The sequence below is a fragment of the Serratia sp. NFX21 genome (assembly GCF_048517035.1).
In the GTDB taxonomy this organism is placed as follows: domain Bacteria; phylum Pseudomonadota; class Gammaproteobacteria; order Enterobacterales; family Enterobacteriaceae; genus Serratia; species Serratia quinivorans.
Window position 1 is genome coordinate 2,587,292 of the sequence record NZ_CP183196.1, and the last position, 25,319, is coordinate 2,612,610.

General features: G+C 56.6%; 22 protein-coding genes. 14 read left to right on the forward strand and 8 right to left on the reverse strand.

Translation table 11 applies throughout. From position 1 onward, the window contains the following. Nucleotides 1–30: 30 nt before the first annotated feature. The 3 genes from prs to lolB form a co-directional block, all read right to left on the reverse strand. Complete coding sequence (gene prs / locus ACNT1W_RS12290; RefSeq protein ID WP_012006410.1) at nt 31–978, reverse strand: ribose-phosphate diphosphokinase; 948 nt, start codon at nt 976–978, stop codon at nt 31–33. Between the two features lie 171 nt (nt 979–1,149). Continuing rightward, nucleotides 1,150–2,016, reverse strand: coding sequence for a 4-(cytidine 5'-diphospho)-2-C-methyl-D-erythritol kinase (ispE, locus tag ACNT1W_RS12295; RefSeq protein WP_419246844.1), 867 nt, complete (start codon nt 2,014–2,016; stop codon nt 1,150–1,152). Then, nucleotides 2,013–2,636 carry a lipoprotein insertase outer membrane protein LolB gene (lolB, locus tag ACNT1W_RS12300; protein ID WP_012006412.1) on the reverse strand — a complete coding sequence of 208 codons (624 nt, stop codon included), beginning with the start codon at nt 2,634–2,636 and terminating at the stop codon, nt 2,013–2,015. The genes ispE and lolB overlap by 4 nt, the downstream gene beginning before the upstream one ends. A 716-nt stretch (nt 2,637–3,352) precedes the next feature. Here lolB and hemA point away from each other — a divergent pair. The 6 genes from hemA to kdsA are packed head-to-tail and all read left to right on the forward strand — an operon-like array spanning nt 3,353 to nt 8,714. Next, nucleotides 3,353–4,615: a glutamyl-tRNA reductase gene (gene hemA, locus ACNT1W_RS12305; protein ID WP_419246845.1), complete on the forward strand. Its 1,263-nt coding sequence runs from the start codon at nt 3,353–3,355 to the stop codon at nt 4,613–4,615. A gap of 33 nt (nt 4,616–4,648) precedes the next feature. Further along, nucleotides 4,649–5,734: a peptide chain release factor 1 gene (prfA, locus tag ACNT1W_RS12310; RefSeq protein WP_012006414.1), complete on the forward strand. Its 1,086-nt coding sequence runs from the start codon at nt 4,649–4,651 to the stop codon at nt 5,732–5,734. After that, nucleotides 5,734–6,570, forward strand: coding sequence for a peptide chain release factor N(5)-glutamine methyltransferase (gene prmC / locus ACNT1W_RS12315; RefSeq protein ID WP_017892488.1), 837 nt, complete (start codon nt 5,734–5,736; stop codon nt 6,568–6,570). The genes prfA and prmC overlap by 1 nt, the downstream gene beginning before the upstream one ends. A 51-nt stretch (nt 6,571–6,621) precedes the next feature. After that, nucleotides 6,622–7,020, forward strand: coding sequence for a SirB2 family protein (locus tag ACNT1W_RS12320; RefSeq protein ID WP_017892489.1), 399 nt, complete (start codon nt 6,622–6,624; stop codon nt 7,018–7,020). Next, nucleotides 7,017–7,826, forward strand: a complete 810-nt coding sequence (gene sirB1 / locus ACNT1W_RS12325) for an invasion regulator SirB1 (protein WP_112363272.1) — start codon at nt 7,017–7,019, stop codon at nt 7,824–7,826. Before ACNT1W_RS12320 ends, sirB1 begins: the two co-directional genes overlap by 4 nt. A 33-nt stretch (nt 7,827–7,859) precedes the next feature. Continuing rightward, nucleotides 7,860–8,714 (forward strand): 3-deoxy-8-phosphooctulonate synthase, encoded by an 855-nt coding sequence (gene kdsA, locus ACNT1W_RS12330; protein WP_012006418.1) that lies wholly within the window; start codon nt 7,860–7,862, stop codon nt 8,712–8,714. 186 nt (nt 8,715–8,900) lie between these two features. Here kdsA and dauA read toward each other — a convergent pair whose 3' ends face one another. Then, entirely contained in the window at nt 8,901–10,589 is a 1,689-nt protein-coding gene (gene dauA, locus ACNT1W_RS12335; protein WP_012006419.1) for a C4-dicarboxylic acid transporter DauA, read from the reverse strand. A 230-nt stretch (nt 10,590–10,819) separates the two neighbouring features. After that, the gene (locus ACNT1W_RS12340; RefSeq protein ID WP_115184855.1) at nt 10,820–11,305 is read right to left on the reverse strand and encodes a heme-degrading domain-containing protein; all 486 of its coding nucleotides are present in this window, start codon (nt 11,303–11,305) and stop codon (nt 10,820–10,822) included. A 200-nt stretch (nt 11,306–11,505) separates the two neighbouring features. Between ACNT1W_RS12340 and ACNT1W_RS12345 the strand changes: the two genes are divergently transcribed. After that, on the forward strand, nt 11,506–12,606 hold the full coding sequence (locus tag ACNT1W_RS12345) for a GGDEF domain-containing protein (RefSeq protein WP_419246846.1): 1,101 nt from the start codon (nt 11,506–11,508) through the stop codon (nt 12,604–12,606). Nucleotides 12,607–12,638: 32 nt separating this feature from the next. On the opposite strand, the gene mfd is transcribed toward ACNT1W_RS12345, so the two are convergent. Together mfd and ACNT1W_RS12355 are read right to left on the reverse strand one after the other, a co-directional pair. Next, nucleotides 12,639–16,121, reverse strand: a complete 3,483-nt coding sequence (gene mfd, locus ACNT1W_RS12350; protein WP_126501597.1) for a transcription-repair coupling factor — start codon at nt 16,119–16,121, stop codon at nt 12,639–12,641. Nucleotides 16,122–16,272: 151 nt separating this feature from the next. Continuing rightward, nucleotides 16,273–17,256: a threo-3-hydroxy-L-aspartate ammonia-lyase gene (locus ACNT1W_RS12355; RefSeq protein WP_012006423.1), complete on the reverse strand. Its 984-nt coding sequence runs from the start codon at nt 17,254–17,256 to the stop codon at nt 16,273–16,275. A gap of 86 nt (nt 17,257–17,342) precedes the next feature. On the opposite strand from ACNT1W_RS12355, the gene ACNT1W_RS12360 reads away from it, so the two are divergent. From ACNT1W_RS12360 to ACNT1W_RS12390, 7 genes are all read left to right on the forward strand, one after another. Then, nucleotides 17,343–17,984 (forward strand): helix-turn-helix transcriptional regulator, encoded by a 642-nt coding sequence (locus tag ACNT1W_RS12360; RefSeq protein ID WP_026142320.1) that lies wholly within the window; start codon nt 17,343–17,345, stop codon nt 17,982–17,984. A gap of 118 nt (nt 17,985–18,102) precedes the next feature. Then, a complete protein-coding gene (lolC, locus tag ACNT1W_RS12365; RefSeq protein ID WP_012006425.1) occupies nt 18,103–19,305 on the forward strand; it encodes a lipoprotein-releasing ABC transporter permease subunit LolC in 1,203 nt (400 codons plus the stop codon). After that, nucleotides 19,298–20,002 carry a lipoprotein-releasing ABC transporter ATP-binding protein LolD gene (gene lolD, locus ACNT1W_RS12370; protein WP_012006426.1) on the forward strand — a complete coding sequence of 235 codons (705 nt, stop codon included), beginning with the start codon at nt 19,298–19,300 and terminating at the stop codon, nt 20,000–20,002. The genes lolC and lolD overlap by 8 nt, the downstream gene beginning before the upstream one ends. Next, nucleotides 20,002–21,249 (forward strand): lipoprotein-releasing ABC transporter permease subunit LolE, encoded by a 1,248-nt coding sequence (gene lolE, locus ACNT1W_RS12375; RefSeq protein ID WP_012006427.1) that lies wholly within the window; start codon nt 20,002–20,004, stop codon nt 21,247–21,249. The genes lolD and lolE overlap by 1 nt, the downstream gene beginning before the upstream one ends. Nucleotides 21,250–21,304: 55 nt before the next feature. Then, nucleotides 21,305–22,225, forward strand: coding sequence for an N-acetylglucosamine kinase (nagK, locus tag ACNT1W_RS12380; protein WP_112362595.1), 921 nt, complete (start codon nt 21,305–21,307; stop codon nt 22,223–22,225). Between the two features lie 11 nt (nt 22,226–22,236). Further along, nucleotides 22,237–23,073, forward strand: coding sequence for a Sir2 family NAD+-dependent deacetylase (gene cobB / locus ACNT1W_RS12385; protein WP_012006429.1), 837 nt, complete (start codon nt 22,237–22,239; stop codon nt 23,071–23,073). Between the two features lie 114 nt (nt 23,074–23,187). Then, entirely contained in the window at nt 23,188–23,901 is a 714-nt protein-coding gene (locus ACNT1W_RS12390) for a MurR/RpiR family transcriptional regulator (protein ID WP_017892496.1), read from the forward strand. Nucleotides 23,902–23,917: 16 nt separating this feature from the next. Here ACNT1W_RS12390 and ACNT1W_RS12395 read toward each other — a convergent pair whose 3' ends face one another. After that, entirely contained in the window at nt 23,918–25,303 is a 1,386-nt protein-coding gene (locus tag ACNT1W_RS12395; protein WP_419246847.1) for a glycoside hydrolase, read from the reverse strand. Between the last annotated feature and the right edge of the window lie 16 nt (nt 25,304–25,319).

Below are 25,319 nucleotides of genomic sequence, written 5' to 3' on the forward strand. Positions count from 1 at the left end.
GGCAGGGGGCCGCACCGAAAAGAATTCTGATTAATGCTCGAACATCGCAGAAATTGACTCTTCATTGCTGATACGACGGATGGCTTCAGCCAGCATGCCGGACAGTGTCAGAGTACGCACGTTTTTCAGTGCCTTGATTTCTGCAGACAACGGAATGGTGTCGCAGACGATCACTTCATCAATCACCGAGTTGCGGATGTTTTCCACAGCATTACCGGAGAAGATCGGGTGGGTCGCGTAGGCAAATACGCGCTTGGCACCGCGTTCTTTCAACGCTTCAGCTGCTTTACACAAGGTACCGCCGGTGTCGATCATGTCGTCAACCAGCACGCAGTCACGGCCTGCCACGTCACCAATGATGTGCATCACCTGGGAAACGTTCGCACGTGGGCGGCGTTTATCGATGATAGCCATATCGGTATCGTTCAGCAGTTTGGCGATAGCGCGGGCGCGCACTACGCCACCGATGTCCGGGGAAACCACGATTGGGTTCTCCAGATTCTGTTGCAGCATGTCTTCGAGCAGGATCGGGCTACCGAACACGTTATCTACAGGAACATCGAAGAAGCCCTGGATCTGTTCAGCGTGCAGATCCACCGTCAGTACGCGGTCAACCCCAACGCTGGAGAGGAAGTCGGCGACAACTTTGGCGGTGATTGGCACACGAGCAGAACGCACGCGGCGATCCTGGCGGGCATAGCCGAAATAAGGGATAACAGCAGTAATACGACCTGCGGAGGCGCGACGCAGAGCATCTACCATAACAACCAGTTCCATCAGGTTATCGTTGGTAGGGGCACAGGTGGACTGGATGATGAAAATATCACCGCCGCGTACATTTTCGTTGATTTGCACGCTCACTTCGCCGTCGCTAAAACGACCTACTGCGGCGTCACCAAGGCTGGTGTACAAACGGTTGGCAATACGTTGTGCTAGTTCCGGGGTGGCGTTACCAGCAAAAAGCTTCATATCAGGCACGAGAAGAACCTCAGGCATGCGTCCAGAGAAGATATTGTCATTCGGCCTCGCTAAGGGGCAGTTAGCGACGCCGGCGCAATATCATACGGGTGTGTAAAAAAAAATTTGAAACCGCAGCGGCGCAGGGATGACAGGGCCAGGTGTGAGCGACTCTGCGCAGCGAAACGAGAACTACGGTTCAATCTGCCCGGAACGAATGCGATGTAGTGGAGAGACGTTAACGCCACGCGCTACAAAACCACGTATCCACTCCGGGGCTTGATTTAACACCTGACGGGCGGCGGTTTCTGTGTCGAATTCAGCAAACACACAAGCACCTGTGCCAGTCAGGCGTGACGGCGCGTATTCTAACAGCCAAGAAACAAGCTGTTCAACCTCGCGAAAACGTTTTCTTGCTATTGGTTCGCAATCATTTGCGTAAGTTGCCTGTAACAGCACATTTAATGGGCGAACCGGGGTGTCTCTTTTTAAATCGGCATCGCCAAAAATAACCGGAGTCGGGATGCTGACACCCGGATGGGCCACCAGATACCACTTTTCCTGCGGATTGGCAGGTTGCAAACGTTCGCCAATACCTTCGGCAAAGGCGGCATGGCCGCGAACGAACACCGGAACATCGGCACCAAGGGCCAGCCCCAGCTCTGCCAACTGCTCGTCGCTCAAGCCGCAGCACCACAGATCATTGAGCGCCACTAACACCGTGGCGGCATTGGAGGAACCGCCGCCCAGTCCGCCACCCATCGGCAGACGTTTTTCGATGCTGATGTCGGCACCGCGCGGGGCGGTGTTTAGCCCATGACGATCGCAATGCTGTTGCAGCAAACGGGCGGCGCGGACGATCAGGTTTTGCTCATCCGACACGCCGGCCACCGGGGTCAGCAGGTGAATGGCGTCATCCTGGCGCACGTCGATGGTCAGCGTGTCGCCGTAATCCAGAAACTGGAACAGCGTCTGCAGCAGGTGGTAGCCGTCTTCACGTTGGCCGGTAATGTACAAAAACAAATTGAGTTTAGCGGGCGATGGCCATTGACGAATCATTTAAGCGTCCAATCGTCCATTTTCAGTTTGATGCGCTGGTCACCCTGTTTCAGTTCCAGACGGCTTGGCAACTGTGGTTTGAGGCTGTTGTTGTAGTCCTGGTAATCCACGGTCCAGGTCTGGCTACCTTGTTGGTAGGTCAGCGAGTTCAGGCGATATTGGTCATCGAGCTTGAAGTCGCTGGCCTCACCCGGCAGGCCGAGCATCCACTGGCGCAGGTTGTCCAGCGGAATGGCCATGCCGGTCAGCTTGCGGATCATCTCTTCGGCATTGTCGCTGACATAGCGTTTCCCCTGGTTATCCGTCAACTGCACTACGTTTTTCTGTACGTTGAGGTCAAGCTCGGTACTGCCAAGCGGGTTGGTCAGCAGCAGGCGATAACGGTCTGGGGAATACTGTTGCCAGAAGAAGCGGGCGTAGACTTTTTTCTGATCTGACAGGTAGGCGAAAGAACCACGGGTCTGATACTGACTCAGCTGTTGCACCGCTTGTTCGTGGGCACGCCACTGCGGCGACGTCGGGCTGGTGGCCGGGCCGGTCGGCTTGGTGGTAGTACAGGCGGCCAGCACCAGGCTGGCCAGCGGGATCAGGCGGAGCAAACTAACTTTGCGGATTGGCATAACTTTCTCTTGTCCTTTTGTCCTTGCGGGCACGCACAGCGAGACCTTGGTATCAGCATTTACGCTAGCGGGGCAACGCCGGCTCGTCAATTTTTTGCTGCATCGCGTTGAAACTTCCCGGCTTTGTCACCGCTCTCGGGCACGGGGCCAGGTGCGGTCTTCGCTGATAAGATTAACACAATCGTTCCAACCTGCGCTCTGGACGCAAGAATATCTCTGGGGCCGGGTGTTGCTGCCGTTGGCGTTTAGTTGATGTAGCGTTCTGTAATATCGCCAGAGTCTATCGCGGTGGGGAGATCCGAAGATTATGAAGCTTGCAGTTCGAATCGTTATTTCGCTGTTATGTTTTGCGGGTTCGGCATTTTTTTACCTGCAGGCGAAGCATGTTTTTTGCCAACAGGTTTCCTTCATTTTGGATCCGACCTTTCGTTGCGGCACTTTGGGCTGGTAAACGCCGGTTATTTGATCGCTATCCCCATGCTCAGGTTGGTCAGTTTTACTCAATACTGTGCGGAATATCGCATACTGCACTAAAATTCAGTATGTTATGTCGTCAAATTATTCTTTATCTTGCTGTATTTATTACTGATCACTCATTGATGCTGTCTATTTCAGCGATTGGACGGAAGATGCGGTTGTGCCTTTTATTGATCCCGCGCATCAAGTAGAATGCCGTTCAACGAGAACCCGTACCAAAAGAAGTATTACTCGAAGCAATGACCCTGCTGGCGTTAGGTATAAATCACAAAACCGCTCCGGTTTCTCTGCGTGAAAGGGTGACCTTCTCCCCAGAGTCTATCGAACAGGCGCTAACCAGCTTGCTCCAACAACCGTTGGTGCAGGGCGGTGTCGTGTTGTCTACCTGCAACCGCACCGAACTGTATCTTAGCGTGGAGCAACAGGAACATATTCACGAACAGCTGGTCTCCTGGCTGTGTGAGTACCACCACCTGCGCCCGGAAGATGTGAGTAAAAGCCTGTACTGGCACCACGGCAACGAAGCCGTTAGCCACCTGATGCGCGTGGCCAGCGGGTTGGATTCACTGGTGCTGGGCGAACCGCAAATTCTTGGGCAGGTGAAGAAAGCCTTTGCCGAGTCCCAACGCGGGCAGTCACTGTCTGGTGAGCTTGAGCGCCTGTTCCAAAAATCCTTCTCCGTCGCCAAACGCGTACGTACCGAAACCGAAATCGGCGCCAGTGCGGTATCCGTGGCCTTTGCCGCCTGTACCCTGGCACGCCAGATATTCGAATCCCTTGCCGAACTGAACGTCCTGTTGGTGGGGGCCGGTGAAACCATTGAACTGGTAGCGCGTCATCTGCGCGAGCATAAAGTACGGCATATGATTATTGCCAACCGTACCCGCGAGCGCGCCCAGTTGCTGGCGGACGAAGTCGGCGCAGAAGTGATCACCTTGCCGGAAATCGACGAACGCCTGGCGGACGCCGACATTATTATCAGTTCTACCGCCAGCCCACTGCCGATCATCGGTAAAGGGATGGTGGAGCGAGCGCTGAAAGCGCGCCGCAACCAGCCAATGCTGCTGGTGGATATTGCCGTACCGCGCGATATCGAACCGGAAGTGGGCAAGCTGGCTAACGCCTATTTATATAGCGTGGACGATCTGCACGCCATTATTCAGAGCAACCTGGCGCAGCGCAAGGCCGCGGCGGTGCAGGCTGAGTCTATCGTCCAGCAGGAAAGCATCAACTTTATGGCCTGGTTGCGCTCGCAGGGCGCAGTGGAAACCATCCGCGACTACCGTTCGCAGGCCGATCAGATCCGTGCGGAAATGGAAGCCAAAGCCCTGGCCGCCATTGCGCAGGGCGCGGACGTGGAGCAGGTTATCCACGAGCTGGCCCACCGGCTGACCAACCGTCTTATTCATGCCCCTACCAAATCCCTCCAACAGGCCGCCGGCGATGGCGACGTGGAGCGGTTGCAATTATTACGCGACAGCCTCGGGCTGGATCAGCATTAGTTTTCTCTTTATTAACAGGGTTTAATACCACGCATGAAGCCTTCTATTGTTGCCAAACTGGAAGCGTTACAAGAGCGCCATGAAGAAGTGCAGGCGCTGCTCGGCGATGCCGGCGTTATTGCCGAGCAGGATCGGTTCCGCGCGCTGTCGCGCGAATACGCACAGTTGACCGATGTCAGCCGCTGTTTCCTTGAATGGCGTAAGGTGCAAGACGATCTGGCCACGGCAGAAATGATGCTGGATGACCCGGAAATGCGCGAAATGGCGCAGGAAGAGTTGAAAGACGCCAAGGCGGCAACGGAAGAGCTGGAGCAGCAATTACAAGTGCTGCTGTTGCCGAAAGATCCGGATGATGAGCGCGATTGCTTCCTGGAAGTGCGTGCCGGTACCGGCGGTGACGAAGCGGCGATTTTCGCCGGCGATCTGTTCCGTATGTACAGCCGCTATGCCGAAACGCGTCGCTGGCGCGTCGAGATCATGAGTGCCAACGAAGGCGAGCACGGCGGCTATAAAGAAGTGATTGCCAAGGTGTCTGGCGACGGCGTTTTCGGCCAACTGAAGTTTGAGTCTGGTGGCCACCGCGTGCAGCGCGTGCCGGAAACCGAGTCGCAGGGGCGTATTCATACCTCCGCCTGTACCGTGGCGGTGATGCCGGCGGTGCCGGAAGCCGAGCTGCCGGAGATCAATGCCGGCGATCTGAAAATTGATACCTTCCGTTCCTCCGGTGCCGGTGGCCAGCACGTTAACACCACCGACTCGGCTATCCGTATTACCCACTTGCCAACCGGTATTGTGGTGGAGTGTCAGGACGAACGTTCACAGCACAAAAACAAAGCCAAGGCGATGTCAGTGCTGGGGGCGCGTATCCGCGCTGCCGAAATGGCCAAGCGCCAGCAGGCCGAGGCATCAACCCGTCGTAATCTGTTGGGCACCGGCGACCGTTCCGATCGCAACCGCACCTACAACTTCCCGCAGGGGCGCGTGACCGACCACCGCATCAACCTGACATTGTACCGTCTGGACGAGGTGATGGAGGGCAAGCTGGACATGCTGATCCAACCTATTGTGCAGGAATATCAGGCCGACCAGCTCGCCGCGCTGTCCGCTGAGCCAGAGTAATGGATTATCAATCCTGGCTGAAAGCCGCGGCTGCCCGGTTGACGCAGAGTGACAGTGCCCGGCGTGACGCGGAAATCCTGCTGGGTTTCGTGACCGGCCGGGCCAGAACCTTTCTGATGGCATTTGGCGAAACTTTGCTGACGCAACAACAACAAGAACAGTTGGAAAGGCTGCTGGTGCGCCGCGAACGTGGCGAGCCGGTGGCTTATCTGATTGGAGAACGCGAGTTTTGGTCGCTGCCGCTATCGGTCTCGCCGGCCACCCTGATCCCACGTCCGGACACCGAATGCCTGGTGGAACTGGCGCTGGAGCGCCTGCCGTCATCCTCTTGCAACATCCTCGATCTTGGCACCGGCACCGGTGCCATTGCGTTGGCGCTGGCCAGCGAACGCCAGGACTGCAGGGTGACCGGCGTTGATTTACAGCCTGAGGCCGTAGCGCTGGCGCAGCATAATGCGCAGAAGCTGGCGATCGGCAACGCACAATTTCTTCAGGGCAGTTGGTTTGCGCCTCTGGCCGGCCAAACTTTCGCCCTGATCGCCAGTAATCCTCCGTATATCGACGCCGCCGATCCGCACCTGGCGCAGGGCGACGTACGTTTCGAACCCAGCAGCGCACTGGTCGCGCAGCAGCACGGGTTGGCGGATTTATCCGCTATTGTGCAGCAGGCACCGCAGTATCTGCAGCCACAGGGCTGGCTGCTGCTGGAGCACGGTTGGCAACAGGGCGAGAGCGTGCGCGCATTGCTGCAGGCCGCCGGTTTTATTTCGATCGCTACCCGCCGTGACTACGGTGATAACGATCGCGTGACTTTTGGCCAATGGCCGCAGCAGTAACTGAGAACTAACAAAAACAAAGCACACGGCGAATAAACAAAAGGAAGCAATATGGCAGTCTACTCAGCGTTAAAACATCTGCACCTGTTGACAGTCACCATCAGTATTATCTTGTTTGTGTTGCGATTTTTCTGGAAATGGCGAGACTCGGCAATGATGAACAAGCGCTGGGTGAAGATAACGCCGCACATAAATGATACGGTGTTGTTCGTCAGTGGTATCGCGTTGGTGGTGATGTTCAAGCTTTATCCGCTGCTGGGTATGGACTCGTGGCTGACCGAGAAGCTGTTTGGCGTTATTATCTATATCCTGCTTGGCTACGTCGCATTGGGCAAGAAGACCAAAAGTAAGAACCTGCGCACCCTGGCGTTTGTGCTGGCGTTGGGCTGTCTGTACCTGATAATTAAACTTGCCACGACGAAAATACCCTTTCTGATGGGATACTTATGAGTAGCATTGCTGATTTTGAATTTAACACCGCGCTGCTGAGCGCGGGCGTGATCCTGGTTTCGCAGTCCGTGCGGCGTGATTTCCCTACCGCCGAAGTCGAACGCAAGCTGCAACAGCTGGTCGACGACGCACGTGCGGCGATGCCAAAGGATCTCAGCCAGGAACAGCAACTGGACGCACTCATTGAACTGTTCTTCAAAACCTGGGGTTTTGGCGGCGCCGGCGGCGTGTATCGTCTGTCCGACGCGATTTGGCTCGACAAGGTGCTGGAAGGGCGGCAGGGCACGCCGGTTTCCCTTGGCACCATTTTCCTGCACATCGCTGCGCATCTGGATTTACCGCTGTTGCCGGTGATTTTCCCCACTCAACTGATCCTGCGGGCAGACTGGCTGGATGAAGAGATGTGGCTGATCAATCCGTTGAACGGCGAGACGCTAAACGAGCATCAACTGGAAGTGTGGATCAAGGGCAACCTGGGTCTGGGCGCCGAGTTGGAAGACGATGATCTCGATGAGTCAGAAAACGTCATGGTGGTGCGTAAGATGCTCGATACGCTGAAAGCCGCCCTGATGGAAGAACAACAGATGGAAATGGCGTTGCGCGCCAGCGAAACGGTGCTGTGTTTCGATCCGGATGACCCGTACGAAATCCGCGACCGTGGGCTGATTTACGCCCAGTTGGAATGCAACCATATTGCTATTTCCGATCTCAATTATTTTGTCGAACAGTGTCCTGAAGATCCGGTCAGCGAAGTGATCAAAGTACAGATCCACTCGATTGAACCGAAACAGGTCACGCTGCATTAATTCATTTGATTTAACATCAACAAAGGCGAAAGCATGAAACAGAAAGTGGTTAGCATTGGTGACATCAACGTAGCGAACGATCTGCCGTTTGTGCTGTTTGGCGGTATGAACGTGCTGGAATCACGCGATCTGGCGATGCGCATTTGCGAACACTACGTCACCGTGACGCAAAAACTGGGCATCCCTTACGTTTTTAAAGCTTCTTTTGATAAAGCCAACCGTTCTTCCATCCACTCTTACCGTGGTCCAGGCCTGGAAGAAGGGATGAAGATCTTCGAAGAAATCAAAAAGACCTTCGGCGTGAAAACTATCACCGACGTGCATGAAGCTTCACAGGCGCAGCCGGTGTCCGAAGTGGTTGACGTGATCCAGCTGCCGGCATTCCTGGCACGCCAAACCGATCTGGTAGAAGCGATGGCGAAAACCGGTGCGGTGATCAACGTCAAGAAACCTCAGTTCGTCAGCCCGGGCCAAATGGGCAATATCGTCGACAAGTTCAAGGAAGGCGGTAACGATCAGGTGATCTTGTGCGATCGCGGCAGCAACTTTGGTTACGATAATCTGGTGGTCGACATGCTGGGTATCAACGTGATGAAAAATGCCACTGGTGGTCATCCGGTGATCTTCGACGTGACCCACGCCCTGCAGACCCGTGACCCGTTTGGTGCCGCATCCGGCGGTCGTCGTGCGCAGGTTGCCGAACTGGCGCGTGCCGGTATGGCGGTTGGCCTGGCTGGGCTGTTTATTGAAGCGCACCCAGAGCCGAACAGCGCCAAGTGTGATGGCCCGTCCGCGTTGCCGCTGGACAAACTGGAGCCGTTCCTGGTGCAGATGAAAGCCATCGACGATCTGGTGAAGAGTTTCCCAGAGCTCGATACCAGCAACTAAGTACGATAAGCAAACTCTCAGACGGTTGATAAAGAGCTCTGTTGCTTAGTGGTAGGGGCGCTGCATGCTGCGCCCTATAGCATAATCAACGAGTTAAATCGGGTCGAACATGTTCGACCCCTACCGATTCAACCTTTATACGGGTTTGTCAGCAACTTAAAGCCCGACTTGTCGGGCTTTAGGTTTTTAGGCGTCTAGCTCGGCCAAGGCTTCGGGTAGCGTTGCGTAGAAATGCAGTTTCCCCTCAATCGGCTGTACCCGCGCTCGCGCCAGCGTTTTCAACGGCTGGAACGGCATATCGGTTATCGCCAGTTGCTTGCCTGGTGGCAGGGCTTCGATAAAGCGCTGCAGGGCATCCAGGCCACCGGCGTCCAGCACCGGTACCGCATCCCACTGCAAGACAATCACGTCATAACTTTCACTGCGTACCAGCAACTCGTTAAAAATGCGTTCGGCGGCGGCGAAAAATAATGGACCATTCACTCGCAGCACCAGACGGCCGTTTTCGGCGCTCAGTTCGCTCAAGCGTGTCATGCGTGCAATGCGACGCATAAACAGCAGCGAAGCCAGCACTATGCCTACGGTAATGGCGATCACCATATCAAACAGCACCGTCAGCGACAGGCACAGCAGCATCACCAGAATGTCGTCCTTCGGTGCCCGCCGCAGCAAATAAACCACCTTATGGGCCTCACTCATATTCCAGGCGACCATCAGCAGCAGCGACGCCATTGCCGCCAGCGGCAGCCAGGACAGCCACGGTGCCAGCACCAGCAGCGCCAACAGCACCAGCAACGCATGGATAATGGCGGACACGGGCGAAGTGGCCCCGGCGCGCACGTTGGCTGCGGAACGCGCAATGGCGGCAGTGGCGGTAATGCCGCCAAAGAACGGAGCGATAATATTGCCCGCTCCCTGGCCGATAAGCTCGGTATTGGAGTTGTGTTTCTTGCCGGTCATGCCGTCCAACACCACGGCACACAGCAGGGATTCAATGGCGCCCAGCATGGCCATGGAGAATGCCGCCGGTAGCAGGGCGGAAATTGTCTGCCAGCTCAGCGCCATCGGCTTGCCGTCCCCGGCCGGCAGATCCCACGGCAGCATCAACTGCGGCAAAATGGGCGGAATGCCCTGGCCCTGCGTACCGTCGGCCAGCAGGTAGCTGAAACGAGAGCCGATGGTTGCCACCGGGTGGTCAAACAGCGCCAGAATGCCCATCACCGCCGTGCCTGCCAGCAACGCCGGTAAATGGCCCGGCACCCTCAGGCCAAGTTTCGGCCAAAATATCAGGATCAACAGGGTCACTGCGCCGATCAGCGTATCGCCGATATCCAGCGTGGGCAGCGCCTGCAGCAGGGCGTAGACCTTACCCACATAATGTTCCGGCACCTCCGTCAGTTGCAGACCGAAGAAGTCCTTCACCTGCATGGTGGCGATGGTAATGGCAATACCGGAGGTAAAGCCCAGCGTCACCGAAAGGGGAATATATTCAATCAGTCGACCGAAACGTGCCAACCCCATGAGCACCAAAAACAGCCCGGAAAGCAGGGTGGCGATCAACAGGCCAGAGAGGCCGAACTGCTGTGAAACCGGATACAAGATCACCACGAAGGCGGCGGTAGGCCCGGAAACGCTGTAGCGCGAGCCGCCGCTAATGGCGATCACAATCCCGGCGACCGCCGACGTGTACAACCCATATTGAGGAGGAACGCCGCTGGCAATCGCCAGTGCCATCGCCAGGGGAATGGCGATAATGCCGACGGTGACGCCGGCGATGGCGTCTTTTAGCAAACGTTGCAGGGAATAGGGGTCTCGCCAACAGGCATCAATCAGTGCGCTAAACGGCCGAATGCCGTTAATTTCATGCGTTTTCATCTGGGGTGTAAACCAAGTCTATAAAAGAGAACGGAATGGCGGGCCGGTTGCGGTCCGTCTCGAATAGCTGACAGACACCATACGCCAGTTGTGGCGCTGTTTCCTAGACATACATCAATGCGCCGCGGGAAAATGAAAGTAGAATCTTTCAAAACGGCGATAAATATCAGACGGCAGGCTGGTCGCGACTCTGGCGGCCAGCCTAAAGAGAATAGCGTGAGTTTTATCGCTTAATGCACTGCCGGCAGGGATAAGCCGAGAAAGTGAGCCAGGGTGCTGACCAGCAGATTATGATCCTCCAGCTGCGGCGAGCCGGAAATGCTGATGGTGCCGATGCAGCCGAGCCCGGCTAAATTAATCGGAAAGGCACCGCCGTGCGCCGAGTAGTCGCGTACGCTGAGTCCATAGCGCTCTTCCAGCGTCGATTGGCGTTGCTGCAGACGCAGGCCGATAGCGTAAGAACTTTTGTGGAAGTGATTCACCACGTTGCGTTTACGTCGTACCCAGTCCGCAATGTCGGGCGTGGTGCCGGGCATGGCATAATAAAACAGCGTTTGCCCCGCAAGCTGGATTTCGATGGCGATGGACAGGCGGCCGCGTTCTGCAGCGGATTTCAATGCCGATCCCAGTTCCCAGGCGGTATTATGGTCAAAGTGACTGAAGGTCAACGTCGCTTCCTGTTTGGTCAGCGCTTGCAAATCATCATCGATATTCATAGCTGTCGCTCCTCTCAAGGTGACTGACAGACTATCCTGAACCGGGCAGGTGGGATAGATACCTTGGAAATAACATAGAACTGCTAGTCTATTATTAATCCGAGTAATATGTTCCATGCCGGAATGGATGAGACAGGGATTGGTGCTCAAAATTTATTGCTTAATCACCCTGTAATCTCCGCGGAGCATAGCGAATATTTATGACTTACGTTGCGTCAATCCCCTCCCTGTTTAGTGACGCCTGCATTACCTATGCAACACTGTCAGTCAGCTATTTTGCCCTCAGCAAAAACGCCCCCTTTTCCTATCAGTCAGAAGCCTGGAAACGCGGGCTTTTCGGCCTGCTGGCCGGGCTGACGACGCTGTTTCTGAATCAGAACCGGTTGGAGCTGGCTGGCAACTTGCATTACAGCTTCGCCATGATCCCGATGATATTGGTGACCTTCTATGGTGGTGCACTCAGTGGGTTGGTGTGCTACCTGACGTCGTTGGCTTTGAGCGGCGGCTTCACCGTCGATAACTTGTTTATCGGTTCGATCATCATTCCGTTGCTGTTGTCGCGGGTCTGGCTGAGAAAGTCGAATAGGGTGTTCTACCTGACTATCGGTGTGATTGCGTTATACCGTATCGCGGTGGTTTGGTTTTGGGTCGATATGTGGACGCTGTGGCTGGATGTGTTGCTGTATCAAGTCATCGCTGCCCTGTGTCTGGCGATTTGCTACCATGCGCTGAACTTCAAAGAGCGGCATATCCATGCCTATTTCTCGATGCGTGATAAAGCCACCACCGACAGCCTGACCCACATAAGTAACCGCGCCAGCGTCGATTACCGGTTGATGCTGCAACAGGCGGAACGGCGTCCTTGCGGGTTGATGATCCTCGATCTGGATAATTTCAAGCGTATCAACGACACCTACGGTCATTTGGCCGGAGATCTGTTGCTGACCCAAATGGGACAGTTGTTGCAAAACAGCGTGCGTAGCGAAGATTTTGTCGGTCGCTATGGCGGTGAGGAGTTTATGGTGATCACCGCCAGCTATGATCCGAAGATTATCGGCGGGGTAGCGGAACGCATTCGTCGCAGCGTGGAGACAACGATATTTTTGCTCGATGAAGGCAACGAGACACAAATCACCGTTTCTATCGGTGCCTCACTGTACTTGCCCGGTATGGCGGTAGATAAAGCGATAGAGGTGACGGACGAAGCCCTGTATGAGGCCAAGCGTGGCGGGAAAAACCAGGTGGTCTGCAGCCGGCTGATGCCGTTTTCGCCTCTGGGGGCCGGCTTTCGGCAGCAATAACCCCTCCTGACGGATCAGAAGGGGTTATTGGCTCAGGCGGCCAGCGTATGTTCGCGGAATGCGGTCAACAGCTCTTCGGTAAATTTCAGGCGTTTCTGGCGATCGGTCAGATCCAGCATAAATTTCAGCTTGCTCGGCCCGTCCAGGCGATAGATCTGCGGATTGCTTTGCAACAGCCCAATTAAATAGCCTGGGTCGACCTTGTTTTTTTCGCCAAACTCAATGAACCCACCGCGTTCATTACCTTCGATGCGCTTAATGCCAAGTAACTGCGCATGTTGACGCAGCGCCGCGCTTTGCAGCAGGTTGCGCGCCGGATCCGGTAGCAGGCCAAAGCGGTCAATCAGCTCCACCTTCAACTCTTCGAGTTCACCGTCGTTTTTCGCGCTGGCGATGCGTTTATAGAACGACAGGCGAGTATTGACGTCCGGAATGTAATCGTCCGGCAGCAGGGCCGGCATGCGCAGCTCCACTTCGGTCTGGTTGCTGGTGAGATCTTCCAGAGAAGGCTCGCGTCCGTTTTTAAGTGCGTCCACTGCGCTTTCCAGCAGTTCCATATACAGCGAGAACCCCACGGTGGTCATCTGGCCGCTCTGGTCTTCACCGAGCAGTTCGCCTGCGCCGCGGATCTCCAGATCGTGGGTGGCCAGGGCAAAGCCGGCACCCAGGTCTTCCAGTGATGCTATGGCTTCCAGGCGTTTATGGGCGTCGGTGCTCATGGCTTTCGGGGGCGGCGTCAGCAGATAGGCGTAGGCCTGATGGTGCGAACGTCCGACGCGGCCACGTAGCTGGTGCAGCTGCGCCAGCCCGAAGCGATCGGCACGCTCGATGATAATGGTATTGGCGCTGGGAATGTCGATGCCGGTTTCGATAATGGTGGTGCATACCAGTACGTTAAAGCGCTGGTGATGGAAGTCATTCATCACCCGTTCCAGATCGCGTTCACGCATTTGGCCGTGGCCGATGGCAATACGCGCTTCCGGCACTAATTCCGCCAGTTTTGCTGCGGCTTTTTCGATGTTTTCAACGTCGTTATACAGGTAGTAAACCTGTCCGCCGCGCAGAACTTCACGCAGGATCGCCTCACGTACCACCAGGCTGTCGTACTCGCGTACAAAGGTTTTTACCGCCAGACGGCGGGCCGGTGGGGTGGCAATAATCGACAGGTCGCGCATGCCGCTCATGGCCATATTCAGAGTACGCGGGATCGGCGTGGCGGTCAGCGTCAGGATATCCACATCGGCACGCATCGCCTTGATGCGTTCTTTGTGGCGCACACCGAATCGGTGTTCTTCATCGACGATCAGCAGCCCCAGATCTTTCCAGCGCAGATCGCTCTGCAACAGTTTGTGGGTGCCGATGATGATATCTACTTTGCCGTCGACGGCATCGTCCATCACCTGTTGCTGTTCCTTGGCACTGCGGAAGCGCGACATCATCTCAATGCGGATCGGCCAGGTGGCGAAGCGATCGCGGAAGTTGTCGAAATGCTGCTGTGCCAGCAGGGTGGTTGGCACCAGTACCGCAACCTGTTTGCCGTTTTCCACCGCCAGGAAGGCGGCGCGCATTGCCACTTCGGTTTTGCCGAAGCCAACGTCACCACACACCAGGCGGTCCATGGCCAGTGGCTGGCACATGTCGCTCAGCACGGCGTTAATCGCCTGCTCCTGGTCCGGGGTGGTCTCAAACGGGAAGGCCTGGCAGAACAGCTGATACTGTTCGCGGTCATGTTTAAAGGCAAAGCCGGTTTTGGCGGCGCGCTGGGCGTAAATATCCAGCAGTTCTGCCGCCACGTCGCGCACCCGCTCGGCGGCTTTTTGCCGTGCGCGCGACCAGGCATCACCGCCCAGTTTGTGCAGCGGCGCATTTTCGTCCGCTCCGCCGGCGTAACGGCTGATCAGATGCAACGACGAGACCGGCACGTAGAGTTTATCTTCACCGGCGTAGGACAGGATCAGGTATTCGGCCTTGATGCCCCCGGCTTCCAGCGTAGTCAGGCCAACGTAGCGGCCAACGCCGTGTTCCAGATGCACCACCGGTTGGCCGGGGTGCAATTCTGCCAGATTGCGGATCAGAACATCGGTATTGATGGTGCGACGATTGTCTTGCCGACGGCGACTGACGCGTTCACCGAGCAGATCGCTTTCGCAAACCAAGGCCCGGTTGCGCATGCCGTCGAGGAAACCGCGTTCGGAGGCGCCGACCATCATGTAACGGCCCGCCGCCTCGGCCTGATCGAGGTGCTGGATCAGTGAAGGACGGAGCTTGATGCGGCCGAGCAGATCCTGCAGCGTTTCGCGGCGTCCCTCACTTTCGACCGAGAAAATAATGCTGCCGTCGAAGCTTTCAATAAAGTGACGCAGGCTGTCCAGTGGCGCTTTCTGCTGGGCTTGTACCGCCAGATCCGGCAGTGTGCGGTAATCCAGATTGGTGTTACCGGCTTTGGCAGGCAGCTCTTCGGTTTTCAGCGCCATGCGCGGCCAGGCTTTCAGTTCACCAAACAGCGCATCAACCCGTAACCACAGGCTGTCCGGGGCCAACAGCGGCCGCATAGGATCGACGCGGCGGCTCTCATAGCGTTGGTTGACGTCTTGCCAGAAGCGTTCGGCGGCGCTCTCCAGATTACCGGTATTGACGATTAGCGTGTTGTCCGGCAGATAACTGAACAACGAAGGCAGTGGCTGGCTGAAGAATAGCGGCTGCCAGTATTCGATACCGGCCGGCCAGGTGCCTTTGCTGACCTGCTGATAAATATGTTCGGCGTCGCGGCGTACCTCAAACTGCTCACGCCACTGGCTGCGGAACAGCTCGATGGCATTTTTGTCGGTTGGAAATTCATGGGCCGGCAGCAGGTTGATGGCATCGACTTCGCTGAGCGTGCGCTGGTTGTCGACATCAAAGGTGCGAAGGCTGTCGATCTCGTCATCGAAGAAATCGATGCGGTAAGGTTCTTCGCTGCCCATAGGGAACAGATCAAGCAGTGCACCGCGGGTGGCAAACTCACCATGCTCCATCACCTGATCAACGCTGCGGTAGCCGGCCTGCTCAAGTTGAGCGCGCAGTTTGTCGCGCGACAGACGCTGGCCTTTTTTCATCACCAGCGCGTGGCCGTGCAGGAATTCGTGCGGGCAAACGCGCTGCATCAGAGTATTGACCGGCAGAATGATCACGCCGCGCACCATGGTCGGCAGATGGTACAGGCTCGACAGACGGGCGGAGATGATTTCCTGATGCGGCGAGAAGCTGTCGTAGGGCAGGGTTTCCCAGTCGGACAGCGTGGTGACCATTTGATCGGTAAACTGCTGAATTTCGTCGCGCAGACGCAGGGCATTTTGCATGTCCGGGGCGATCAGCATCACCGGCCCGTTGTGACGTTCGACAATCTCGGCGCATTCCACGGCACAGGCCGAGCCGGTCAGTTGCCCCAACTGGCGCAAATCGCCCGCGCGCTCAGGCAGGGAATAACGGGAGGACGAAGAAGAAGCAGAACGGTTACGGTTATCGGAGATGCTCATGAAGGTATCTTTAATCAATGTGTTAAATTTCGCCCTGGCACAAATCACGCTGCGCCTTTACCCGCTAATACTAGCCCACTGGGCAGTAAACTGACACAGGTAAAAGCGCGATGCGGCGGTCTATTGGCGTATGTTTAACCACCTGATGGCGTTATTCTTGCGCCGCCATGGCGAGATAGTCGGCGATTTTATCGACGTCAACGTTGCCACCGCTGACGATCACCCCGACCTTTTTGCCGCGCAAATCGAGCAGCGAATTCATCGCCGCCGCTGCGGCCAGGCAACCGGTCGGTTCGACCACCATTTTCATTCGCTCCATAAAGAAGCGCATTTGCCGACACAGCTGTTGGTCGCTGACCGTCAGGATATCCTCGACGTACTGCTGAATGATTGGGAAGGTCAACGCGCCCACCTGCTGAGTCTGTGCGCCGTCGGCGATGGTCTTCGGTACCGGGATCTGTACCGGATGACCGCTGCGGAATGCCTGCTGTACGTCGTTGCCCGCCTGTGGCTCCACGCCAAATACCCTACAGCCCGGTGACCAGTGGTGCGCTGCGACCGCGCTGCCGGCCAGCAAGCCACCGCCGCCGGTGCAGACCAGCAACACATCCAAAGGACCGACTTCCTCAATCAGTTCTTTGGTGGCCGTGCCCTGACCGGCGATCACCTGCGGGTAATCATAGGGAGGGATTATGGTCAGGCCCTGTTCGGCCGCCAGTCGCTGAGTAATGGCGGCGCGGTCTTCGCTGTGGCGCTGATAAATCACCACCTTGGCGCCGTAACCGCGCGTTGCCGCCAGTTTGGCCGCAGGGGCGTCGTGCGGCATCACTATGGTTACGCTAACCCCTAATTCCCGGGCCGCTAACGCCATGGCCTGCGCGTGGTTGCCGGAGGAGAAGGCAATCACCCCAGCCTTGCGCTGTGCATCACTCAATTGAGCAATCGAATTGTATGCGCCGCGAAACTTGAAGGCGCCGACGCGCTGGAAATTCTCGCATTTAAAGAAAAGTTGTGCGCCGGTGAGGCGATCGGCCTGCTGCGAGGTCATGACCGGCGTGCGGATGGCATGTCCGGCCAGGATTTCTGCGGCAGTAGAGATATCGGCGGCGGTGATACAGTGGGGCGTTGAACTCATGGCGACCTCGCGCTGATGAAAGGTTGATTGATTACCCGGAAATTTTAATTTACTCTTTGTTAAGTTATTGTCAAATGGTTAAGTTAATGAGCGATCTCAGACAGGAAAATGCGCTGTTACTGCGCGAAGCGGAAAAAATTGTCCAGGCGCTGGGCGTGATGTTTGCCCCCAGTTGTGAAGTGGTGCTGCACGATCTGACCCAGCCGGAGAATGCTATCGTCGCCATCGCCAATAATCTGTCTAACCGCAACATTGGTGACGCCGCCAGCGAAATGGGGCTGGAACGTATTGCCTCGCCGGATTTTCCAGACGTGGTGCAAAACTATGCCAATGCCTTCCCGGACGGCCGCCCGGCCAAGAGCACTTCAATAGGCCTGCGCAACAGTCAGGGCGTTTTTGTGGCAGCGATTTGTCTTAATCTGGACGTTTCGATTTTCAACAGTGCCACCGCTATTTTGCAGCAGTTAACCGCGGTGGTGCAGAGCACGCCGCAGCCGGTTGCCGAGGGTGTGCGCTCGCTGTCGGACATCGCCTCGGTGATCAACAACTTTGCGGCTTCGCATGCCACCGCTCCGCGTGCGCTCTCTTCCGAGCAACGTTTTCAGGCGCTCCAACTGTTAAAGCAGCAGGGCTATCTGCAACTGCGCGGGGCAGCCACCATGGCGGCGGAAGCCTTGGGTATTTCGCGGGTGTCGGTTTACAACCTGTTAAAGCGTGACGCCGGGTGACGTGCTGCCGTTAGCGCGATCGGCGGAATAAAAGGCGTCAGGGTGGTTCCCTAAACGGGGTATAGCCTTTATTATCCTTGATCACTTTCGCTTAAGCTACGGCAACAAAACGGATTTCATGTATCAACCTGTCGCGTTATTCATTGGCCTGCGCTACATGCGCGGGCGAGCTTCAGACCGCTTCGGGCGGTTTGTGTCCTGGCTTTCCACCATCGGCATTACGCTGGGGGTGATGGCGTTGGTTACCGTCTTGTCGGTGATGAACGGTTTTGAAAAGGATCTGGAGAACAACATCCTCGGCCTGATGCCGCAGGCGTTGATTACCAGTCCCCAGGGGTCAGTCAATCCTCAACAGATCCCGGCATCGGCGGTGCAGAGCCTGCAGGGCGTCAGCCGCGTGGCGCCCTTGACTACCGGTGACGTGGTGCTTCAAAGCGCCCGCAGCGTGGCGGTGGGGGTGATGCTGGGGGTGAACCCGGACGAAGCCGATCCGCTGACGCCGTTTTTGGTGAACGTCAAACAGCAACAGCTGCAGCCGGGCCAATACAACATCATCATCGGCGAACAGTTAGCCGGGCAACTTGGCGTTAAACGTGGCGATCCGCTGCGGGTGATGGTGCCGAGCGCCAGCCAGTTCACGCCGATGGGCCGCATTCCGATCCAGCGTCTGTTTACCGTGGTTGGCACCTTCCACGCCAATAGTGAAGTCGACGGTACCCAGATGCTGGTCAATCAGCAGGACGCTTCGCGCCTGTTGCGCTATCCGGCCGGCAATATCACCGGTTGGCGCCTGTTCCTGCAGCAGCCGCTGACGGTGGATACCCTCAGCCAACAGAAATTGCCGCAGGGTACCGAATGGAAAGACTGGCGCGAACGCAAGGGCGAGCTGTTCCAGGCGGTGCGTATGGAGAAGAACATGATGGGGCTGTTGCTTAGCCTGATCGTGGCGGTGGCGGCATTTAACATTATTACTTCCCTTGGCCTGCTGGTAATGGAAAAGCAGGGCGAAGTGGCTATTTTGCAGACCCAGGGCCTGACGCGTCGACAGGTGATGTCGGTGTTTATGGTACAGGGTGCCAGCGCCGGTATTATCGGTTCGCTGCTCGGCACGCTGCTCGGGGTGTTACTGGCCAGCAATCTTAATAACCTGATGCCGATCCTCGGCGCATTGATTGACGGCGCATCGCTGCCGGTGGCGGTGGATCCGCTGCAGGTGACGGTCATTGCCGTAGCGGCGATGGCGGTTTCCCTGTTGTCCACGCTTTACCCTTCATGGCGCGCTGCCGCCGTACAACCCGCTGAGGCTTTACGTTATGAGTAACCATCTTTTGTTGCAGTGCGACAACCTGTGCAAGACTTATCAGGAAGGCAACCTGCATACCGACGTACTGCGTAATGTCAGTTTTGCCATGCAGCCGGGCGAGATGATGGCGATTGTCGGCAGCTCTGGCTCCGGTAAAAGTACTCTGCTGCACCTGTTGGGCGGGCTGGATTCACCGACCTCCGGCGAGGTTGTCTACAAGGGGCAGTCGCTGAATACGTTGTCCTCGGCGGCCAAGGCCGAACTGCGCAACCGCCAGCTTGGTTTTATCTACCAGTTCCACCACCTGTTGCCGGACTTTACCGCCCTGGAGAACGCCGCCATGCCATTGTTGATTGGCGGCATGAAACCGGCGCAGGCGCAGGAAAAGGCGCTGGAAATGCTGACCGCGGTCGGGCTGGAAAAACGCAGCAAGCACCGGCCTTCAGAGCTGTCCGGCGGTGAACGTCAGCGCGTGGCGATAGCCCGCGCACTGGTCAATAATCCGTCGTTGGTATTGGCGGATGAGCCCACCGGCAACCTGGATAAACGCACCGCCGACAGCATCTTTGATCTGCTCGGTGAACTGAACGTGCGCCAGGGCACCGCGTTCCTGGTGGTGACCCATGATCTGCAGTTGGCCAAGCGCCTCAGTCGCCAGCTGGAAATGGCTGACGGCCATCTGCAGGCCCAGTTGACCCTGTTGGGGGCTGAGTAATGGCAGGCGCGTCACTTTCCTTTCTGACGGCCCTGCGTTTCAGCCGTGGACGCAAGCGTGGCGGTATGGTGTCACTGATTTCGGTGATTTCAACTATCGGTATTGCGCTGGGCGTGGCGGTGCTGATCGTCGGCCTGAGTGCCATGAACGGTTTTGAGCGCGAACTGAAAAACCGCATTCTGGCGGTGGTGCCGCACGGTGAAATCGAACCGGTGAAACAGCCGTTCAAAGACTGGTCGTCGATTCTGCAACGGGTGGAGAAGGTGCCGGGCATCCTCGCCGCCGCCCCCTATATCAACTTTACCGGCCTGATGGAAAATGGCGCGCAGCTGCGTGCGGTCGGTGTCAAAGGCGTTGATCCTCAGCAGGAAAACCAGCTCAGTGCGCTGCCGAAATACGTGCAGGGCGATGCCTGGGCCAATTTCAAAAGCGGTGAGCAACAGGTGATCCTCGGCAAGGGGGTCGCCGACGCCCTTGGCGTCAAGCAGGGCAGTTATGTGACGGTGATGATCCCCAACAGCGATCCGCAAATGAAGCTGTTACAACCCAAACGCATTCGTCTGCACGTGACCGGAATTTTGCAGCTCAGCGGCCAACTTGATCACAGCCTGGCGATGGTGCCGTTGGCTGATGCCCAGCAGTATCTGGATATGGGCGACAGCGTGACCGGCATAGCCATCAAGGTGAACGACGTGTTTGCCGCCAACAAACTGGTGCGTGACGCCGGTGAAGTCACCAACTCCTACGTTTACATCAAGAGTTGGATTGGCACCTACGGCTATATGTACCGCGATATCCAGATGATCCGCGCCATCATGTATCTGGCGATGGTGCTGGTGATCGGCGTTGCCTGCTTTAATATCGTTTCTACTCTGGTGATGGCGGTGAAAGACAAGAGCGGCGATATCGCCGTGCTGCGCACCCTGGGCGCCAAAGACGGGTTTATCCGCGCCATATTTATTTGGTACGGCCTGTTGGCCGGGCTGGTGGGTAGCGTCAGTGGCGTGGTGGTCGGGGTGATCGCCTCGCTGCAGCTGACCAATATCATCAAAGGGTTGGAAAAACTGATGGGGCACTCATTCCTGTCGGGAGATATTTACTTCATCGACTTCCTGCCTTCCGAGCTGCACTGGCTGGACGTGGTGATTGTATTGGTGACCGCGCTGGTACTCAGCCTGTTGGCTAGCTGGTATCCGGCCAGGCGTGCCAGCCGTATCGATCCGGCGCGAGTGTTGAGCGGACAATAATCAAAATCAGGGGAGGCAGAGATGCCGCCCCATTTTTTTAGCCTGAGGGTGGGTTATGTACTACGGTTTCGATATGGGCGGCACCAAGATTGAGCTGGGCGTATTCGACGCAGACCTGCAGCGCATTTGGCAAAAAAGAGTGCCGACGCCGCGTGAAGATTATCAGCAACTGCTGGCGACGTTGCGCGACCTGACCTTTGAAGCGGATGCGTTTTGCGGCCAGAAGGGCATGGTCGGCATTGGCATTCCGGGTCTGCCCAACGATGACGACGGCACGGTGTTCACCGCCAACGTGCCGGCGGCGATGGGGCAGAAGCTGCCGCATGACCTGGCCGAACTGATTGGCCGCGAAGTACGCATTGATAATGACGCCAACTGCTTTGCACTGTCGGAAGCCTGGGACGAAGAATTCCGTCACTATCCGACGGTGTTGGGCATCATTCTCGGCACCGGGGTTGGCGGCGGGCTAATCGTCGATGGCAAGGTGGTCTCCGGGCGTAATTATATCGCCGGTGAATTCGGCCACTTCCGCCTGCCGGTAGATGCCCTTGAGGTGCTGGGGCGTGATATTCCTCGCGTTCCTTGTGGTTGCGGTCATCAGGGTTGCATCGAAAATTACATTTCCGGCCGCGGTTTTGAGTGGATGTACGCCCACTTTTACCAGCAGCACTTGCCTGCGCAGCAGATCATTGCGCATTATCAGTCGGGGGAGCCGCAGGCCGTGGCTCACGTCGAACGTTTTATGGACGTGCTGGCGATATGTCTGGGTAATCTGCTGACCATCATCGACCCTCATCTGGTGGTGATTGGTGGCGGTTTGTCGAACTTTGAAGCGATCTACCAGGAATTACCGCAGCGTTTGCCGGCGCATCTGTTGCGGGTGGCCAAGTTGCCACGGATTGAAAAGGCGCGCTACGGCGATGCCGGTGGGGTCCGCGGAGCTGCGTTCCTCAATTTGGTCAACAGGGAAAAGTAAGGAGAGAGTTAATGCACACTCGCCATCGGCTGTGTCAGTTTCGCAAGAGTAAGCATGTGCTGCATCAGCGCTTTCGTTCGCGGATATTTCATCGCGACACCATGGCGGCGGCCGAGCTGAAAAAGCCGTTTGTCGTGGTGTTGACCGGGGCCGGGATCTCGGCCGAGTCGGGTATTCGCACCTTCCGCGCTGCCGACGGGCTGTGGGAAGAGCACCGGGTAGAAGACGTTGCCACACCGGAAGGTTACCAGCGCGATCCGCAGCTGGTTCAGACGTTTTACAATGAGCGTCGCCGCCAGCTGCAGTCGCCGGAGATTGCGCCTAATGCCGCACACCGTGCCCTGGCAGATCTCGAAGCCTGGCTGGGGGATAACTTCCTGCTGGTGACGCAGAATATCGATAATCTGCACGAACGTGCCGGTAGCACCCGAGTGTTGCATATGCACGGCGAACTGCTGAAAGTGCGCTGCACTAGTTCCGGGCAGGTGTTTGACTGGCCAGAAGATCTCAGCGTCGACGATCGCTGCCATTGCTGCCAGTTCCCGGCACCGTTGCGGCCACACATAGTATGGTTCGGCGAAATGCCGCTGGGCATGGATGAAATTTATCAGGCGCTGGCCAAGGCCGACTTTTTCGTGGCTATCGGCACCTCAGGCCACGTTTACCCGGCCGCCGGTTTTGTGCATGAGGCCCGGTTGGGCGGGGCGCATACCATGGAGCTGAATCTGGAACCCAGCCAGGTGGAGAGCCAGTTTGATGAAAAACACTATGGCCAGGCCAGCGCAGTGGTGCCACGGTTTGTGCATAAATTTCTGGTCGGCAAGGTAGCACGAGCGGACCAGCCATAAGTTTGACCCCAGGGGGCAAGTTTTTGCACCCTGGGGTTACACCCGCCGTTCCACGGGCTGACCATCCAGAAAGTACCCACGTTCTTTAGTCATAATAGCGCCAACGGGGTGACGGTGAACTTCAAACAGGTATTCAGCCAGGCGGATCTGAGTAAAACGGATCTGGCTATTCTCAACTGTATTCTCGATAACCCCGATGCCTGCATCGACGAGGGCATTCGTGCGCTTTCCGCCCGTTGTTATAGCTCGCCGTCAACGGTGGTGCGGCTGGCCAAAAAACTGGGATTTCGCGGCTATCTGGAGCTGGTGTATTTTATCAAATTCAACCTGGCCATGGCGCCAGCCTATCTGGCTGAAAAATCGGCACCCGTGGCGGTTAGCGTGCAGCAGCAGGCGCAGTTCCTCGATCTGCTCGACGAGGGGAAAATTCTGATCCACGGCAGCGGTTTCTCGCAGCTGGTGGCGCAGTACATGTACAACAAGTTTATGACTCTGGGCATCGACAGCTATCTGTCGCTGTGGCCTGACTTCGATATTCTCGATCGGGAGACGCGTTTTCGTTTCAATATGGTGATCGTGATTTCAAAATCGGGCAATAGTGGTTCGGCATTGAACTGGAGCGAGGCGGTGAAGCGTAACGATATCCGGCTGGCGGCGTTTTGTGGCGACGGTGACAGCCCGCTGGCGCAGCAGGCCGATATGAGTTTTATCTATGAAGATCGGCAGAAGTATGACCACGATATCTATTACCCCAACCCGTTCTTTGGTCACTGTCTGCTGGGGTTTGAAAACCTGATCAAGGCCTGGTTTGAACGGCGCAGCCGCTGAGGCCGCGCCGCCGGGATTAACGCCAGTGTTCGGCATATTGCCGATGGGCCTGCAGATACTCCTCCACCAGCGTTTTCGCCAGCGAGTAAGAATTCACTAGCGGGTGCACCATCAAGGCTTTGATGGCTTTTTTACGGTTACCTTCAAGAATCGCCTCTACTGCCAACCGTTCGTACTCTTTCACTCGAGCGATCAGGTTTTTTTGCGTATCGGGAATATCGCGCATTTTCACCGGGTGAATGCCCGCACTGCTCAGTTCACAGCTGATTTCGATCACGTCCTCAGGATGCAGGAAGTCCAGCGTGTCGTTGTTTTGCATCGACACCACCACGCGTTTTTGTTGGCCGCTGTTCACTGCCTCCAGAATATCGATCGCCACCCCGGCGTAGCCACCGCTGTCCGGCTGTTCGATAAACTGTTGCAGCGTCAGCATGGCGCGCTCTTTCACTTTGCCCTGGCTGGACTCGCGCTGCATATACGAGTTTTCGCGCGTCAGATAATGACTGAAGTAGAGGCTGAAGGCCTGATCCAGCTGGTTCGGGATGTCCAGCTTGGCCAGGTCTGCCAGCATCTGCCGGTTGATCTGCGCAATTTGCTCGCCGCGGGTTTCACCGGCGCTGACGATAGCGGCGATCGCTTGCTCGCGATAGTAGTAGTAATACAGATACTCGTTGAGCATCAGGTTATCGGAGAGTTCGACCAGCTCTGGCGAGAAGTATTTCATGCAGGTGTCGCGGTACAGGCGCGGGTCCGCCAGCAGCCGTTCGGTTACCGGCTCACCGTTGACCCTGGCATTGCGGAACCAGGACAGGTGGTTCAGGCCAAAGCAGTCGATACTCAATTCACTCTCGCGGCAGCCCAACAGCTCGGCCAGTTCGCGGATAAACTCGCTGGGCGCATCGCAGATACCGTACACCTGGCGTTTAAAGCCTGACTTGATGATAGCTTCGGTCACCATGCCGGAAGGGTTAGTGAAGTTGAATAGCACTGCGTCGGGTGACGACAGCTGTTCGATCAGTCGGCAGTAATCGATAATCGCCGGGATTGAACGCATTGCCATGGCGAAGCCGCCGGCACCGGTGGTTTCCTGCCCCAGAACCTGATGGTTGAGCGCGATGCGTTCATCATCAATACGCCCCTCTTCGCCGCCGATACGCAGGGTGGTGATGATATAGTCTGCACCGCTCAGTGCCTGATGCGCATCGCTGGTCAGGTTGAAGGCGATATCGCTGCGAATACGCTGGAATACCCCCTGAGCGATGGCACCGTAGATGGCCAGTTTATGTTGATCGGTGTCCATAAACACCACTTCAGTGACGCCGATACGGTGGGCGTTGTAGGCGATAGATTTGGCCAGGAACGGCGAACGCACGCCGCCGCCGCCCAGAACGGTTAATTTCATTTAATATCTCCCAAAT